Raw genomic sequence first — 16,208 nt, forward strand, 5'->3', positions numbered from 1 at the left:
CATGCCCCCGCCGACCCGCACCGCGGTGGTCATCTGCTGCTTCACACCACAGCGCCTCGATGACCTCCGCGCCGCTCGCGCCTCCCTTTCCCACCAGACCATGCGGCCGGCGCTCGTCATCGTCGTGGTCGATCACCACGACGACCTCTTCGCCCTGCTCAGCGCTGAGCTCGAGGCCGACACCGTCGTCGTACGCAACTCGGGGCGCCAGGGGTTGTCCGATGCACGGAACACCGGCCTGCGAGCCGCCGCCGACGCCGACGCCGACATCGTGATGTTCCTCGACGACGACGCCGTCGCGGAGACCACGTGGGTGGAACGGATGACCGCGCCGTTCGCCGCCCCGGATGTCGTCGGCGTGAGCGGGTTCGCTGTCCCGGTGTGGGATGCTCCGGGGCGCCCCGGGTGGTTTCCCGACGAGTTTCTCTGGGTGGTCGGCTGCAGCCACCGGGGGCTCCCGGACGACGGCGGAGCAGTTCGCAACCCCGTCGGCTGCGCGATGGCCTTCCGCGCGGAGGCCCTCTCCCTCGCGGGGGGATTCGTCACCGAGCTGGGTCGGGTCGGGTCGTCGACGGCCGGTTGCGAGGAGACGGAGGTCTCGCTGCGGCTGACCGCGCAGGCATCCGGCTCCGTCATCGTGCTCGCCCGCAGCGCCCGGGTACACCACCGCGTCACCTCCCACCGTCAGCGCCTGGACTACTTCCTGCGGCGTTGCCGCGGCGAGGGGCGCAGCAAAGCGGCCGTGTCGCGCCGGCACCCGGGCGCGGCGACGCTGCGCACCGAACGGCGATTCGTCGTCGTGACCCTTCTCGACGCGACGATCCGCGCCCTCGGCGAGGGGCTGACGCATCTCCGGCCCGCCGCCTTCGCCCGCGCCGGCGTCGTCGTCATCGGGCTCGCCGCAACCGTCGTCGGGTATGTCGGCGCTCGCATCCGGCCGGAACGCCGGCCTCTCACGACGCCGACCGCGATGTCGCATGCCCACGGGTACCGGGCGGGAGCGGCCGGATGATGGCCACCCACCGCACGACCAGCGAGCGCCGCGGGCTCTCGGCGCTGCTCGCCCGCGAGTGGGCCGATCCTGCGCTGCGCGGGAGCCACCTGATGCTCGTCAACACCGTGGTCACCGCGGCGCTGGGCTTCGCCTTCTGGGTCGTCGCCGCGCGCCTCCTGCCGGTGGAGGCGGTGGGGACGGGAACGGCCACGGTCGCGATCGTTTTGACGATCGCCGGCCTCGGCCAGATGAATCTCTACCAGTCGGCCGGCGTTCTCCTCGCCCGCGCGTCGGGAGACGGCCGCACCGCGGCGTTCGGCCTGTGGGCTCTCGCCGCGGGCGCGACGCTCGCCGTCGGAACGGTGGTGAGTGCGGTCGTCGTGACGGTGGACGCCCTCGCGGCTCGCACGGCGATCGTTCCCGCGACGCTCCCCCTCCTCGTGACCTGCGCGGTGGCGTGGACGACGTTCGCGGTCAAGGACGCCCTCCTCATCGCCCGTCGGCGCACGGCACTCGTCCCCGTGCTCAACGGCGGATACGCCGTGCTGAAGATCGCTGTGCTCGGCGGCGCGGTCGCTCTGCTGCCCGCCACGGCACGACCCGGCGCCGTCCCGAGCGGCGACGCCATCGTTCTCGCGACCTTCGTGCCCATCGTCCTCGTGGTACCCGTGGCGGCCCTCGTGATCGCCCTCCCCCGCATCGCCGCGCCCCGGGCGCCGGACATCGCTGTCGGCACTCGCCGTGGCCAGGATGCGCGCTTCCTCGCGACGGACTACATCGGGGTCGTCGCGCTGCAGTCATGCACGACGCTTCTGCCTTTCATCGTCTTCGCCTGGTCGGGGGCCGAGATGGCCGGCGTCTTCGCGGCGGCGTGGGCGATCGTGCTGGTGCTGGACACCCTCGCCCACAATGCCGCCGTTCCACTCGCGACCGAGCTGGCCCGCACCCCGGAGCGCGCAGACGAGCTGTCGCGCCGGGTGACCCTCCGCACCCTCGTCGTCGTCGCCGTCGGCGCCACCGCCCTGGCGGTGTTCGCGCAACCGATCCTCGCCCTCCTCGGTCCGACCTACGCCGTGCAGGGCACACCGGTGCTGCAGGTCTTCGCCGCGGCATCCCTCCTTCGCGCGATCCTCATCCTGCGCCTGGCGAGGCTTCGCGCCGCACGGCGCACCGGGCGCATCGCCCTGGTCGAGGTCATCCACGCAGCGGCGGTCCTCGGGATCGCCGCCTGGACCGTGCCGGGCGCCGGCGCGCTGGGCATGGCCTTCGCGTGGGCGGCGGGACAGCTGGTCGCCCTCGCCGCGGTGCTCCTTCTCTCCGGAAGTCGCCGCACAACGACCCGGGCGGTGACCCATGGTCCTTGAGTCTTCGCGCGACACCTCGCCTTCCCGCGCCCGGACGACGTCTGCGGGGTCTCCACCGTCCGCGCCGGAAGAACGCCCCCGCGGGCCCCGCGGTGCGATCATGCGGCGACCGCTGCTGTTCACCACCGCGGCCCTCACGGTGACGGCGCTCCATTTCGCCGTGGTGACGGTGTGGCCCGCTTCGCTCCTGGTCACCGTCCTGTGCCTCGTCGGCGCTTTCGTCTTCGTGCTCCGCCTGCCCGAGGAGCATCCGTGGACGCTCGGGCTCCTGGCGGGCGCCTTCGCCGTCGTCGTGCACGGCACGATGATCGTGCTCGAGCAGCTCGCCCGCTTTCCCACCGCGTGGTTGCACGCCGGGTACACCGCACACGTCATGGAGCATCACGACGTGCTCCCGAGCCTGGGCGCACGCTTCAGCTGGCCGGCGTTCTTCGTCGTCACCGCGTCGGCATTCTCGCCCGCCGGCGATTCCGTGCCCGAGCCGGTGCTGCGGTTCGCGCCGCTGTTCTTCGTGCTGGCGATGCTTCCTGCGATCCTCGTCATCGCCCGGCGCTGCGTGGTCGTATGGCGCGGATCTTGGCGGGCTCCCTGGCTCGCGGTGTGGTTCTTCCCCCTCATCGACTGGTTCGGACAGGACTACTTCGCGCCGCAGTCGCTGGCGCTCCTCCTGGGGCTGTCGATCATCGCGATCGTGCTGACCCTGTCTGATCGACCACCGACGCTGTGGACGACGCGCGACGGGGTGCTTCGGCGCGGCGGGCTGCTGTGGCCCCGCCGACCCGGAATCCGGGACGCCGCTCTCGTGCGCGCGCGCATCCCGGATGCACTGCTGCTGGTCGGATCGGTCGTGGTGCTCTGCGCCGCAGTGGCGATGACCCATCAGCTGACACCGTTCGTGATCGCTGTCCAGCTGGCCGTGCTGTGGTACGCGGGACGCCTCCCGTGGATGCTGCCGGCCTGGATCGTGGGGGTCACCGCCCTCGTCTGGGTCTCGTGGGGGGCGTCGGATTTCTGGATCCCGTTCATCGCCGACGTCTTCGGCGGAGTCGGCGACCCCGTGGGCAATCTGTCGGCAGGGATCGTCGAGCGCACCGGCGGCTCCGCCGAGCACCAGACGGTCGTCGCGGTACGACTGGGCTTCACGCTCGCCGTCGTCCTCGCCGCCGCCGGCGGTGTCATCGCGGAATACGTCCGCGATCGACGCATCGAGCTGTCGCTGCCGCTCCTGGCCGCCGCCCCGGGCTTCCTCCTGTTCGCCCAGAGTTACGGCGGCGAGGGGGTGCTGCGCGTGATGGTCTTCGCGACGCCGTTCCTCGCCATGCTCGTCACCAAGCTCTTCATCACCCGGCGCGGACTCGGTCGCGCCGCGGCGGCGGCCGTCGTCATCGTCAGCGTCGCCTGCGTGCCGCCGTTCCTCGTCGCCCGCTACGGCAACGAGCCGTTCGAGCGCGTGAGGGCCGACGAGATCGCGCTGGCCGGATGCCTGTACGACCGCGCCCCGGCAGGGTCGACGATCCTGTCGGTGAGCCCTCACCTCGCATGGCAGTTCCGCGACATCGCCGACCACCTGCATCTCTCGGCCAACGAGCGTGTCTTCGACGCCGAGACCGCCGACGATCTGAGAGCCCGGCTCGAGCAGACCCCCCGACCGAGGTATCTCATCTTCACAGAGCCTCAGCTGCAGTTCGTCGTGCGCTCTCTGGGCGCCCCGGCCACCTGGCCTACGGCTCTGCAGCGCGAGCTGGCCGCGGATCCCGCAATGACCGTGGTGTGCGAGAACTCCGGCGGAGTCGTGTACCGCGTGGGGGGTGCCGGATGATCCGCGAACTGTCCACCGTTTTCCTGCTCGCCTGGGCCCTCGGCGCCGTCGTCCTCTCCGCGAGCGGAGCCGAGGGAGTCGGCCCCATGCTCGTGGTCGCGCCGTTCACCCTCTTCGGTGCAGGGATGGCCGTCGCCCTCGCGCTGCCCGGCGATCGCCCCGCGGCGCAGACGCTCGTGCTCGTGGTGGCGCTGGGCCTCGGGACGGCGACTGTCATCGCGCAGGCGCTCCTTCTGGTGGGCCTGTTCCACCCGGCGCTCGTCGTCGGAGTCGTCGCCGTCGTCGCGTCGGCCGCGCTGGCAGTGCGGGAGGTGTCGCGATGAGCGAATTCCTCCTCTCCCCCGCCCTCCTCGCCGCGAGCATCTCGGCGGTGGTGCTCGCGATAATCAGCTGGACGGTCAGCGTCGTCGGGCTCTTCTCCGCACGCACGCGCGTGGCGCTACGCATCGTCGCCGGGGCGGCGATCCTCCTGGCCCTCGTCGTCATCGCGGCCCGCTTCGTGGTGCTGGGAGGCTGACATGCGCATCGTCCACGTGGATCTGGCCACCTCCCCCTCACCGCTCGACGGCATCGGCGCGGTGGTGACGACCCTCGCCCACGCACAGCGGAAGGCCGGTCATTCGGTCGCGGTGCTCGACGCCGCCTGGCGAGGTGGCGCACCTCTCCCGATCGCGGCGGTCCGCGTCATCCGCGTGCTGGCACGTCTCCGGCCCGACATCGCGCACTTCCACTCGGTGTATCGTCCGCTGAACGCCGTCGGCGCGATGACGTGCCGACTGACCCGCACGCCGTTCGTTCTGTCGCCCCACTCGGGGCTCGCACCCGCCGGGCGAGCACGCGACCGGTGGCGCAAGGCGGTGTGGATCCGGCTGTTCGAACGCCCGGCGCTGCGGGCGGCGGCACGGGTGGTGTGCCTGTCGGCGGTCGAGGAGCAGGACGTCCGGGCGATCGCGCCGCGCGCGCGGACGACGATCGTGCGCAACCCGCTGCCGGATGCCCCCGACCATGCGCCCCGGCACACCGGTAGCCGCGCCCTGACTCCGATTGCCGTGACGCTCGCGCGGTTCGACGTGTACCAGAAGGGCCTGGACCGCGTCGCCGCACTCGCACACGCCCTTCCCGAGTTGCGCTTCGAGGTGCACGGCGAGCTCGACCACAACGACCCCGACCAGGCGCGACGGCTGATCGCCGACGCCCCGCGGAACCTCCGCTTCCTCCCGCCGGTGTTCGGCGACGACAAACGACGTCTCCTCGCCCGTGCCGACCTCTACGTGCAGCTCTCCCGGTGGGAGGGGCAGTCCATCGCGCTGCTCGAGGCGATGACGGCCGGCGTCCCCTGCGTCGTGTCGGAGCCGGTCGCCCGGACGCTGGGACCGGTCGGTCACGACCTGGTCGTCGCCGTCCCCGACGATCCCGCCGCCCAGGCGCGCGCGGTGCGCGGGCTCATGGCCGCGCGTGAGCGCCGCATCCGGCTGTCGCGCCAGAGCGCCGCATGGGCGCGGGAGGCGACCGACCCCGCGGCGATCCGCGAACGACTGGACGCCGTCTATACCGCCGCTCGTCGAGCACGCGGTGCACGGCCCGCAACCGAGGAGGCGACATGACCTCGACCACGCCACGCGCAGATCTGCGCGCAGACCTGCACCCGAAGCGGCGGCGCGTCCGCCGTGCCGTGACGACCGTGGCGATCACCGCCGTCACCCTCGCCGGTCTCGCCCTGACCGCCACCCTCCCCTCCGCCACCGCCGCGCTCGGAGACCTCCCCCCGGGCTTCGTCGACGAGTCGGTGGTGACGGGGCTGCCGTATCCGTCCGCGATCGCCTTCACACCGCAGGACGACATGTTCATCGCCCTGAAGGGCGGCGTCGTGAGGGTGAAGGGGCCGGACGGCCTCGCCCCTGAGCCGTTCGTCGACATCTCCGAGAGGGTGCATGACAACGACGACCGGGGCCTGCTCGGATTGGCGGTCCATCCCGATTTCCCGGCTGAGCCGTACGTCTACCTCCTCTACACCTACGACCCGCCGGGGGTTCTGCTCGATCAGGGGTGGCCGATCCCGGGGCGGGTGAGCCGTCTGGAGCGGTTCACCGCCGACCCAGCGTTCGACTACCGCCGCGCACTTCCCGATTCGGGCGTCGTGCTGCTCGGCACCGCCAGCACCCGGGAGAACATCGGCAATGAGGATGACGGTCGCGACACGTCACGGGTGTCGTGCATGATCGGCGGCACCCTCGAGGGCGAGCCAATCCGCGACTGCCTGGGGTCGGATGAGAACTCCCACACGATCGGCACGGTCGGCTTCGCGCCCGACGGGTCGCTGTTCGTCACCAACGGCGACGGAGCGAACTACAACGGCCCCGATCCGCGCGCGATCCTCGCGCAGGACCTCGACTCGCTCTCCGGCAAGGTTCTGCGCATCGATCCCGTCACCGGCGAGGGGCTCCCCGACAATCCCTACTTCCGCGCCGACGACCCCGGGGCGAATCGCTCGAAGGTGTGGTCGTCGGGACTTCGGAACCCGTTCCGCATGGCGATCCACCCTCAGACCGGTGCCGCCTGGGTCGGGGATGTCGGCTGGGGCACGTGGGAGGAGATCAACACCGGAAAGGGGGCGAACTTCGGCTGGCCCTGCTACGAGGGTGGACTGGCCGCCGGGTCGGAGGGCATGTCGACGGTGAGCCGCCGACAGGACACCTATGCCGCCAACACCGGCACCGCGTCGGCCTGCGCGGCCCTCTACGACCGGGGGCTCGAGGCGGTGACCGCGCCGGTGTACACCTACGACCACTCCGCGGGCGGCGCCGCGGCCAACGCCGGAGCGTTCTACGAGGGTGAGGCGTATCCGGAGGCGTATCACGGCGCGCTGTTCATCGCCGATTACAACCGCCGGTGGATCCGTGCGGTGCACTTCGACGCGCAGGGCGCCGCGAACAACGTCTCCCAGTTCGGCGTCGACACCGGAGCCGGCTCGGGCCCGGTGCAGGTCGTCGCAGGGCCGGACACGAATATCTACTGGGTGAAGTACGCCAGTGCGGGGGGCGAGATCCGTCGCATCCGTTATCTCGACGCGGATGCCCCGCCGGTGGCGATCGCGACCGCTTCCGCCACATCGGGGGTCGCACCGCTGGAGGTGGCCTTCTCGTCGCGGTCGTCGTACGACGCCGGCGGCGCGCCGCTGCGGGTCGCGTGGGATTTCGGAGACGGCTCCCCCGTGTCCGCCGACGTCGAGCCGACGCACGTCTTCACCGAGCCCGGCGCCTACGACGTGCGGTTGACCGTCACGCAGGACCGGCCGGGAGGGCTGTCGTCGACCACGACCACGCGCGTGACCGCCGGGAACGATCCGCCGCTGGCGGAGGTGGACCCGCTCCTTCCGTCGCCGTACGCGATCGGCGACGAGCTGGTGTTCCGGGGGCGCGCGTCCACACCTGACGGTCCGATGCCCACCACCGGGCACCGGTGGGAGGTGCGGCAGTGGCACAACCAGCACAGCCACTTCGGAACCCCCTCGTGGACCGTCGACCCCGCCGATTCCACGGCGACCACCGGTGTCGTCACGGTCGATGAGCACGGTGACGACACCTTCTACGAGGTGTGCCTCACCGCCACCTCGCCGTCGGGGCTCACCGACGTCCGCTGCGAGGCGGCGACCCCAGATCGCCTTCCGTACACCGTCGAGACCGAGCCGGCCGGGCTCGGGGTCATCTACGAGGACGAGGGTCTGCGCATCGACGGGCCCGCCATCATCCGCCCGATCCGCGGGTCGACCCAGACGCTGACCGCTCCCCTCGTACAGGCGCGCCGCACCTTCGCGGGGTGGTCGGACGGCGTCGCCGAGGCCTCCCGCACGTTCGTCGCGGGCGAGGGCGCCTCGACCTTCCGGGCGGTGTACGAGAATCTTCCGCCGGCCGTGGCCATCGAGCTTCCCGGCGTCGCCTCGGGTCCGGCACCGGTGACCGTCGAAGCGGTCGCGCGCGGGAGCGACCCCGAGGGCGACACCCTCACCTACGAGTGGTTCTTCGACGGCGTCCCGATCGGCACCGATGCGACGCTCGTGACCACCGTCACCGAGCCGGGCTCTCACACCCTCCGCGTGGTCGCCACCGACTCGCTCGGCGCGACGGGCGACGCCGAGACGACGCTCGTCATCGACGAGCCCGCCGGCGGCGGCGACGAGGTGTGGCTGTCGCAGCTGCCGCTTCGCGATGTGTCCAACGGCTGGGGTCCGGTGGAGATCGACATGACGAACGGAGAGGATGCCGCCGGAGACGGCGCACCCATCGTGCTCGCCGGCATCGGGTACTCCTCCGGTCTCGGTGTGCACGCGGCCTCGTCGGTCACCGTCGATGTCCCGGAGGGATGCACGAGGTTCGTCAGCGCGGTCGGCGTCGACGACACCGTCGGGACGAACGGGTCGGTGACCTTCGAGGTGGGCGGCGCGCAGGGCGCGCTCGTCACCTCCGAGGTGCTCACCGGCGGCGGCGGCGCGGGAACGGTGGACGTGGATGTCTCCGCCGAGGCCTTCCTCACCCTCGTCGTCACCGACGCCGGCGACAACCCCTGGTGGGACCACGCCGTCTGGGCGGGGGCGCGGTTCGTCTGCGGCGACACCGCACCGACTCCGACCCCGACGGCCTCCGAGACCGGGACTCCGACACCCAACCCGACTCCTCCGCCGGATCCGGCAGAGATGTGGGTGTCGGAGCTCCCGCTCACCGACGCCGCCAACGGGTGGGGGCCGATCGAGCTCGACACCACCAATGGCGAGGACGCTGCGGGAGACGGGGCGCCGATCGTGCTCGACGGCGTCGAGCACGGACGCGGCCTCGGTGTCCACGCCGCCTCGACCGTGACGCTCGCGGTGCCCGAGGGCTGCACCCGCTTCCGGTCCGCCATCGGTGTCGACGACACCGTCGGGCTGAACGGCTCGGTCGTGTTCGAGGTGCTCGCCGACGGAGAGGCCCTGTACTCCTCCTCGGTGCTGACCGGTCGCGGCGGAGCCGCACAGGTCGATCTCGACGTCGCCGGCGCGGCATCCCTCACTCTGCGCGCGGGCGACGCCGGTGACAACACGTGGTGGGACCACGCGGTCTGGGCGAGCGCCCGGTTCGCCTGCGGGGGGTCGGGCGGCGGCCCCACGCCGACCCCGACGCCCACGGCCACGCCGACACCCACGGCCACCCCGACACCCACGCCCACGCCGACACCCACGCCCACGCCGACACCCACGCCCACCCCGACCGGGGGCGACGTCTGGGTCTCCGAGCTGCCGCTGCGCGACGAGAGCAACGGGTGGGGTCCGATCGAACGTGACACCACCAACGGCGAGGACGGCGCCGGCGACGGCGCCCCGATCGCCCTCGGCGGAACGGCGTACGAGCGGGGGCTCGGAGTGCACGCCGCCTCGGCGGTGACGGTCGACGTGCCGGCCGGATGCACTCGGCTGGTCAGCGCGATCGGCGTCGACGACACCGTCGGCGCGAACGGTTCGGTCGTCTTCACCGTCCGAGACGGCGGAGGCACGGTGCTGTTCACCTCCGACACGCTCGTCGGCGGCGGAGCGCCGGGGGCCGTGGACGTGGATGTCTCCGGTGCCGGCTCCCTCGTGCTGGAGGTCTCGGACGCCGGCGACAACCCGTGGTGGGACCACGCCGTCTGGGCCGGAGCGCAGCTGCGCTGCGGCGGCGGGTCGGGAACGCCGAGCCCGACGCCGACGCCCACGCCCACCCCGACGCCCACGCCCACCCCGACCGAGACGCCGACGCCCACTCCGACACCCACACCGACGCCGACCGGGCCGTTCACCACAGCGGCATCCGTCCCGACCGGACCCTTCACCCACTCGGTGAGCGCGGCTGATCTGAACGGCGACGGCATCCTCGATCTCGCCGCCGCGGTGGCCGGAGCGAACGCGGTCGCGGTCGCCTTCGGCAACGGAGACGGATCCTTCGGCGGGATGACCTCCTACCCGACGGGAGCGGGGACCTTCCCGAAGTACGTGGCCGTGTCCGATCTCGACGGCGACGGCATCGACGACCTCGTCACCGCGAATCAGGATTCGCCCGCGGGTGAGGATGTCACGGTCTTCCGCGGCACCGGAGGCGGCGGCTTCTCGGTGGTCGGCGCCTTCGAGGCGTGCGATCGCACCCACGAGGTCGAGATCGCGGATGCGACGGGCGACGGGATCCGCGACGTGGTCGCCGCCTGCTGGGGCGGCGATGTGATGGCGGTGCTTCCGGGCGATGGAACGGGCGCCCTCGGCGCTCCGGCATTCTTCCCGGCCGGCAACGCCGGGCACTCGCTCTCGGCGGCCGACTTCGACGGCGACGGTGACACGGATGTGGCGGTCGCCGCCTACGGCTCCAACCGTGTGATGGTGCTCCTCGGCGACGGGGCCGGCGGCTTCGCGCCGCCGGTGGAGTACTGGTCGGGCCTCGGGCCGCACAACCTGCAGCGGGGCGACGTCACCGGCGACGGTGTCGACGATCTCGTCGTGACCGCCGAACTCTCCGACGCGATCGGGGTGCTCCGCGGCCGCGGCGACGGCACCTTCGCCGAGACCGAGTTCCATGCCGTCGGGCCACGCCCGAAGGCCTCTGTCCTCGCCGACATGAACGGCGACGGCATCGTCGACATCGTCTCGGCCAACACCCACGGCAACTACCCGAACGGCTCGACTCCCACGAGCGTGACGCTGTTGCGCGGAACCGGCGGCGGCGCCTTCGCCGCCGGGGAATCCATCCCCGTCTCGCTCACGCCGTTCGCGGTGGCCGCCGGCGACCTCAACGGCGACGGCCGTCGCGACCTGCTGACCGCGAACTGGCACTCCGGAGACGTGGCGGTGCTCCTCGGCGTTCCCTGAGTCGCCGCCCGGGTACGCGGGCGGGGCTATAGTTGCGGCACGGTCGTGCGGCGGGTTCGGCGTCGCGGGCCGCGTCGAGGGGTCGGATGAGGGAACTGAAGATCGCCATCAGACAGCTCGAGCGCGCACACCACCGCTCGCTCCGCTTCGCGCGCCGCGTCGAGGCGCGCGACCCCGAACTCGCCGCGCGCGCCCGCCGGGAGGCGGAAGACCTCGCGCGCGTGCTGTCGGAGTATCGCCTCCTCGTCACGCTCGAAGGCGCGCCGTCAGCCGAGAGGGCGTCGACCTGGTCGTCCCCCGCTTCCGCCGACCCCGCGGACGCCGTGCCGGGAGCGGCCGAGCCCGACCGCGACTCCTCGCGGTGACCGCAGATCAGAGCTTGCGCAGCAGCACGCTCTCCACCGCGTGCGACGCCGCCTTTCGCAGCACGAGTGTCGCGCGGTGCCGGGTGGGCAGCACATTCGCCTCGAGGTTCGGCAGGTTGATGTCGTTCCAGTAGCCGAGCGCGGTGGTCACGGCTTCCTCGTCGCTCAGCTCGGCGAAGACGCGGAAGAACGAGTTCGGATCGCTGAACGCCGCATGGCGGAGGGCGAGGAAGCGCTGCACGAACCACGACTCGATGTCTTCGGTCTCGGCGTCGACGTAGATCGAGAAGTCGAACAGGTCGCTGACGGCGACGTCATTCGGCGCCGGCGGGGGCTGCAGCACATTCAGCCCTTCGACGATCACGACGTCGGGGCGGCGCACCGTCACGTGCGCGTCGGGGACGATGTCGTACTTCACGTGCGAGTAGAACGGCGCGCGCGCCTCGACCGCCCCGCTCTTGACGTCGGTGAGAAACTCCACGAGTGCGCGTCGGTCGTAGGACTCCGGAAAGCCTTTGCGCGCCATCAGCCCGCGGCGCTCCAGCTCGGCGTTGGGGTGGAGGAAGCCGTCCGTGGTGACGAGCTCCACGCGTGGCGTGCCGGGCCATCGGCTCACCAGTTCCCGCAGCAGGCGTGCGATCGTCGACTTGCCCACCGCGACCGACCCGGCGACGCCGATGACGAACGGGGTCGTGGTGTCGGCCTCGCCGAGGAACGCGCTCGTCTCGGCGCCGAGGCGCTTGGTGGCCTGGGCGTAGAGCGACAGCAGCCGGGACAGCGGCAGGTACACCTCGGCGACCTCGGCGATGTCGAGCCGGTCGCCGAGCCCGCGCAGCTGCACGACCTCGGTCTCGGTGAGGGGCTGCGGGATCCCCGCAGCCATCCGCGCCCAGTCGTCGCGGGCGATCTCCCGGTACAGCGAGAGTGCCAGGTCGGTGGTCGCTTCGTCGACAGACATGGCGCTCATCGTAACCACCGGCCGCCCCGATCCTCGGGCGCCGCGGGGTCGGCGGCGTCACAACTTGCGCCGCGCCGCCCGTCCCGAACTCCTGCAGAACCGGCCCAGCACTGCCGAAAACGGCTCGGCTGGGCGCCCCGCGCCCCGGATTGCAGGAGTTCGGCACCGCGACCGCACCACACCGCCCGGCACCCGCCGCCCGCTAGCCTGAACCCGTGCGCCTCGGAGTCCTCGACATCGGCTCGAACACCGTCCACCTGCTGGTCGCCGACGTCCAGCCTGGGGGCCGGCCGCTCGGCACGACCAGCCGGCGCACTGTGCTGCGCCTCATGCGCTACCTCGCCCCCGACGGCTCCATCACCGAGGAGGGCGTGACGGCGCTCATCGACGCCGTGGCCGAGGCACGAAAGGTCGCCGCCGACGAGAACGTCGAAGAGCTCCTGGCCACCGCCACCTCCGCCGTCCGCGAGGCGGCGAACGGTCCCGAGGTCATCGCGCGTCTGGAGTCCGCGCTCGGCGCGCCGCTGCAGGTGCTCGGCGGCGAGGCCGAGGCCCGGTACACCTTCCTCGCCGTCCGGCGCTGGTTCGGCTGGTCGGCCGGGCAGATCCTGCTCTTCGACATCGGCGGCGGTTCGCTCGAGATCGCGGCCGGATCCGACGAACTGCCCGAAGCCGCGGCATCCGTCCCGCTGGGTGCCGGACGGATGACGGTGCAGTTCATGCCCGACGACCCGCCCGGCGGGGACGCCGTCGAGGGCCTGCGCGCCCATGCGAAGGCCACCCTCGAGCCGGTGATCGGTCGCTTCCGCTCCCTCGACAAGCCCGATCACGTGGTGGGGTCGTCGAAGGCGATCCGCTCGCTGGCGAAGCTCGCCGGCTACCCCGCCCCCGGCTGGACAGGAAGCGAACGGATGCTGCTCCCCCGCGCCTCGCTGGCGTCGTGGATCCCGCGGCTCGCCCGCATCCCCGCAGCCGCACGGCAGGAGCTTCCCGGCATCACCGCCGACCGCACGTTCCAGATCGTCGCGGCCGCGGTCGTGCTCGACACCGCGATGGCGATGCTGAAGATCGATGAGCTCGAGATCTCGCCCTGGGCCCTCCGCGAGGGCGTGCTGCTGCGCTACATCGAGTCGCTGTCGTGGAGCACGGCCCCTACCGGCGGCGACGGCGTCTGACGCTCAGCCGCAGTTGGCCAGGTCGGTCTCGGCCAGCGGCTCCCCCTCGGGAATCACGTACGTCACCCACAGCACGACGGGGATGTCGCCCTCGTTGACGCCCTGGTGCACGTATTCGGCGCCCTCGATGATCGCCTCGCCGGCCTCGTAGACGCGCACGCCGTCGGGGTGGGTCGGGGCGTAGTGGGTGAGCGCGCCCTCCTTGACCACCGCGATCAGCTGGCCGGCGTGACAATGCTCGCCCGTGCCGGCGCCCGGCTGCAGCGTGATCTCGCGGAACGTCACCCCCACACCTTCCGCGCCGGGCGCGACGGCGACCTCCACCGCTTCGTCGATCTCTCCGGCGGCGACGTCGACCGCCGAAACGGCGGGGACGACGGATGCCTCGGGGGTCGCCTCCACCGACAGGGTCGGCGCGTCGACCGTGACCGAGGTGGCGGTTGCCTCGGCAGCGCAGCCTCCGAGCAGGAGGGTCAGGGCGGCGACGGTCGTCGCGAGGACAGCGTGGCGGAGCGAGGCGTGTCGGGTCACGTTTCGAACGTAGCGCCCCGCGCGCTCGCATCGTAGGGTGGGCCGGACGAAGGCGGACGGCGTGGGCGTGGGGCCCGGCGGCAACGGAAAGGATCGGGTCATGACTGACGCTGCGATGGTCAACGTGCGGCGCGGCCGCTTCGGGCGGAAAACGGGTCTCCTGGCGACGCTCGTCGTCGTGACGGGCCTGATCTTCGCCTCCGTGCTGCCCGCAGGCTCCGCCACGGCCGCCACCGCGACCGACACCGTCGACTGCGACTTCAGCTCGGGCACGTGCCTGGTGACCGGCGCGCCCGGCGAGGAACAGGTCGTCGCCGTCCCGAAGGGAACGAGCCGCATGACCGTCGTCCTCGTGGGCGGACGAGGTGCGGCAAGCTCCGACGGCATCCCCGGCGGACAGGGCGGCATGACGGTCGTGACCTTTCCCGTCAGCGAGGGCGACCTGCTGGGGATCGAGCTCGGCGGCGGCGGTAGCGGAGCGACTCCCGGCGTCGGCTTCAGCGACGGCGGACGCGGCGGCGGCGGGGACGCGGTGGTCGACGGCACGCCGACGGGCGGCGCGGGCGGGGGATCATCGGCGCTGTACGACGCCGGGTCATCCGCCCTCATCGCCGTCGCGGGCGGCGGAGGCGGTGGCGGCGGCTCGAGCGTCGGCTTGGCCGACGCGGGCGGCGCCGGCGGCGCAGGGGGTAGCCCGGCGAAGGACGGGTACACCGCCGCCGCCAGCGATGGCCCCGACGGCGCCCCCGGTGGCGGCGCGGGAGAGTCCGACACCAACGACGGCAAGGAGCGCAGCGCCCTCGGGCCGCTCCCGACGTCGGGCGGCGGAGGCGGCGGCTACTCCGCCGACGAACGCGGCGGAGGCGGCTCGGGAAGCGTCGGAGTCCCCGACGGCGACGAAGAGTATCCCGCGGCCGGTGGGGGCGCGGGTGGCACCTCGTACGCGAGCTCGGTGGCGACGACAGCCGCCTTCACCTCGTCAGGGCCGTGGAACGACAGCGGGAACGGCGTGGCGATCGTCATCCCGAACGGCGAAGCGACGGTCTTCGGATGCCACGGCTCTACCCAGGACCTCGACATCCCCGAGGGCGCGACGGGCGCCTTCGCGATCGCCGGCGGCGCAAGCGGCGAATCGACGGAGGACGAGGGTCAGGGCGGGAGCGGGGGCGTGGTGACCGGGCGATTCGACGCCTCCGCCGGCACCCAGCTGCAGATCGTGACCGGATGCGGCGGCGAGAACGGCGGGTACGGCTGGGCCTCAGGCGGTCGGGGCGGCGAGCGCGGTGCACTGTCCGACGATGGCGGAACCGGTGGCGGGTCGACAGCTGTTCTCATCACGGGCGAGGGCGAGCCCCGCGTCGGCGCCGGCGGTGGCGGCGGCGCGGGAGGCCCGATCTTCGACGCCATCTGCACGTGCCCGGGGGGCGCGGGCGGCAACGCCATCGACACCCTCGTTCCGGGCGGTATCGGGGACGCCGGCGCCGGCGGCGACGGTGGCGGCGATCTCGGTGGCAAGGGCGGGCCCGGCGGCTTCGCTGACGGGGCCGGCGGTGACAGCGGCGAGAACCACAGGGACGGCGCGGCGGGCGGTGGCGGCGGTGGTGGCATCCTGAACGGCGGAAGCTTCGGCCGCGCCGGCGGGTTCTCCTCGGCCGGAGGTGGCGGCGGCGCGGGCTCGTCGAACGTCGACAGCGCGACGACCCTCGTGTCGGCGGGGAACCTCGATCCCCGGTACGACACCGACGGGCTCGCGATCGTCATCCCCGTCTTCGGGATCGCCGACGACCTCGAGGAGTCCCCGACTCCGGTCCAGCCGGGCAGTCCGGGAGACGGCTCTGCGTCATCCGGGGACTCGGACGGCACAGCCCGGCTCGCCGACAGTGGCGGCGGAGGTGCCGCGCTCCTCGGCATCGGCGCTGCCGCGACGCTGATCACCGCGGGCATCGGCCTTCGGGTGCGACGGCGCGCCGCCGTGTCATCCTGATCTGATCCGGAGTCAGCGCTCGTCCTGGCTGACAGCAGCGCGCCCCGACCGCCCGCGCGAGCCACCGCGATCGCGTCGAGCCACCGCGGCGGGCACGCCGGCTCGACGCAGATGCGGTGGCTCGGCGAGGCGCGCGGTGGCGCCCCCGCTCGCGCG

The 16,208-nt window shown here is 72.6% G+C and carries 12 protein-coding genes; 10 read left to right on the forward strand and 2 right to left on the reverse strand.

The features are described from left to right. Nucleotide 1: 1 nt before the first annotated feature. From DT073_RS15505 to DT073_RS15545, 8 genes are all read left to right on the forward strand, one after another. Nucleotides 2-1,012, forward strand: a complete 1,011-nt coding sequence (locus tag DT073_RS15505) for a glycosyltransferase family 2 protein (RefSeq protein WP_124294206.1) — start codon at nucleotides 2-4, stop codon at nucleotides 1,010-1,012. After that, the gene (locus DT073_RS15510; protein WP_124294207.1) at nucleotides 1,009-2,358 is read left to right on the forward strand and encodes a lipopolysaccharide biosynthesis protein; all 1,350 of its coding nucleotides are present in this window, start codon (nucleotides 1,009-1,011) and stop codon (nucleotides 2,356-2,358) included. Before DT073_RS15505 ends, DT073_RS15510 begins: the two co-directional genes overlap by 4 nt. Before the next feature lie 100 nt (nucleotides 2,359-2,458). Further along, nucleotides 2,459-4,177: a hypothetical protein gene (locus DT073_RS15515; protein WP_124294208.1), complete on the forward strand. Its 1,719-nt coding sequence runs from the start codon at nucleotides 2,459-2,461 to the stop codon at nucleotides 4,175-4,177. Continuing rightward, nucleotides 4,174-4,500 (forward strand): hypothetical protein, encoded by a 327-nt coding sequence (locus tag DT073_RS15520; protein WP_124294209.1) that lies wholly within the window; start codon nucleotides 4,174-4,176, stop codon nucleotides 4,498-4,500. Before DT073_RS15515 ends, DT073_RS15520 begins: the two co-directional genes overlap by 4 nt. Continuing rightward, entirely contained in the window at nucleotides 4,497-4,694 is a 198-nt protein-coding gene (locus DT073_RS15525; RefSeq protein WP_124294210.1) for a hypothetical protein, read from the forward strand. The genes DT073_RS15520 and DT073_RS15525 overlap by 4 nt, the downstream gene beginning before the upstream one ends. A 1-nt stretch (nucleotide 4,695) precedes the next feature. Then, a complete protein-coding gene (locus DT073_RS15530; RefSeq protein WP_124294211.1) occupies nucleotides 4,696-5,781 on the forward strand; it encodes a glycosyltransferase family 4 protein in 1,086 nt (361 codons plus the stop codon). Continuing rightward, the gene (locus DT073_RS15980) at nucleotides 5,778-11,039 is read left to right on the forward strand and encodes an NPCBM/NEW2 domain-containing protein (RefSeq protein WP_205782959.1); all 5,262 of its coding nucleotides are present in this window, start codon (nucleotides 5,778-5,780) and stop codon (nucleotides 11,037-11,039) included. Before DT073_RS15530 ends, DT073_RS15980 begins: the two co-directional genes overlap by 4 nt. 86 nt (nucleotides 11,040-11,125) lie before the next feature. Continuing rightward, on the forward strand, nucleotides 11,126-11,404 hold the full coding sequence (locus DT073_RS15545) for a hypothetical protein (RefSeq protein WP_124294214.1): 279 nt from the start codon (nucleotides 11,126-11,128) through the stop codon (nucleotides 11,402-11,404). 7 nt (nucleotides 11,405-11,411) lie between these two features. Here DT073_RS15545 and coaA read toward each other — a convergent pair whose 3' ends face one another. Then, nucleotides 11,412-12,362, reverse strand: coding sequence for a type I pantothenate kinase (gene coaA / locus DT073_RS15550; protein ID WP_124294215.1), 951 nt, complete (start codon nucleotides 12,360-12,362; stop codon nucleotides 11,412-11,414). A 215-nt stretch (nucleotides 12,363-12,577) separates the two neighbouring features. Here coaA and DT073_RS15555 point away from each other — a divergent pair, with 215 nt between their 5' ends. After that, entirely contained in the window at nucleotides 12,578-13,537 is a 960-nt protein-coding gene (locus DT073_RS15555) for a Ppx/GppA phosphatase family protein (RefSeq protein WP_124294216.1), read from the forward strand. Nucleotides 13,538-13,540: 3 nt separating this feature from the next. On the opposite strand, the gene DT073_RS15560 is transcribed toward DT073_RS15555, so the two are convergent. Then, nucleotides 13,541-14,068: a cupin domain-containing protein gene (locus DT073_RS15560; protein ID WP_124294217.1), complete on the reverse strand. Its 528-nt coding sequence runs from the start codon at nucleotides 14,066-14,068 to the stop codon at nucleotides 13,541-13,543. A 100-nt stretch (nucleotides 14,069-14,168) separates the two neighbouring features. On the opposite strand from DT073_RS15560, the gene DT073_RS15565 reads away from it, so the two are divergent. Further along, a complete protein-coding gene (locus DT073_RS15565) occupies nucleotides 14,169-16,052 on the forward strand; it encodes a hypothetical protein (RefSeq protein WP_124294218.1) in 1,884 nt (627 codons plus the stop codon). Nucleotides 16,053-16,208 lie beyond the last annotated feature (156 nt).

Source organism: Microbacterium sp. ABRD28 (assembly GCF_003850245.1).
Taxonomy (GTDB): domain Bacteria; phylum Actinomycetota; class Actinomycetes; order Actinomycetales; family Microbacteriaceae; genus Microbacterium.

What these genes read in the sequence shown, in the direction of transcription:
- DT073_RS15565 (WP_124294218.1), top strand. Translation starts at nt 14,169, where the DNA reads ATGACTGACGCTGCGATGGTCAACGTGCGGCGCGGCCGCTTCGGGCGG.
- DT073_RS15520 (WP_124294209.1), top strand. Translation starts at nt 4,174, where the DNA reads ATGATCCGCGAACTGTCCACCGTTTTCCTGCTCGCCTGGGCCCTCGGC.
- DT073_RS15510 (WP_124294207.1), top strand. Translation starts at nt 1,009, where the DNA reads ATGATGGCCACCCACCGCACGACCAGCGAGCGCCGCGGGCTCTCGGCG.
- coaA (WP_124294215.1), bottom strand. Translation starts at nt 12,362, where the DNA reads ATGTCTGTCGACGAAGCGACCACCGACCTGGCACTCTCGCTGTACCGG.
- DT073_RS15980 (WP_205782959.1), top strand. Translation starts at nt 5,778, where the DNA reads ATGACCTCGACCACGCCACGCGCAGATCTGCGCGCAGACCTGCACCCG.
- DT073_RS15545 (WP_124294214.1), top strand. Translation starts at nt 11,126, where the DNA reads ATGAGGGAACTGAAGATCGCCATCAGACAGCTCGAGCGCGCACACCAC.
- DT073_RS15525 (WP_124294210.1), top strand. Translation starts at nt 4,497, where the DNA reads ATGAGCGAATTCCTCCTCTCCCCCGCCCTCCTCGCCGCGAGCATCTCG.
- DT073_RS15530 (WP_124294211.1), top strand. Translation starts at nt 4,696, where the DNA reads ATGCGCATCGTCCACGTGGATCTGGCCACCTCCCCCTCACCGCTCGAC.
- DT073_RS15505 (WP_124294206.1), top strand. Translation starts at nt 2, where the DNA reads ATGCCCCCGCCGACCCGCACCGCGGTGGTCATCTGCTGCTTCACACCA.
- DT073_RS15515 (WP_124294208.1), top strand. Translation starts at nt 2,459, where the DNA reads ATGCGGCGACCGCTGCTGTTCACCACCGCGGCCCTCACGGTGACGGCG.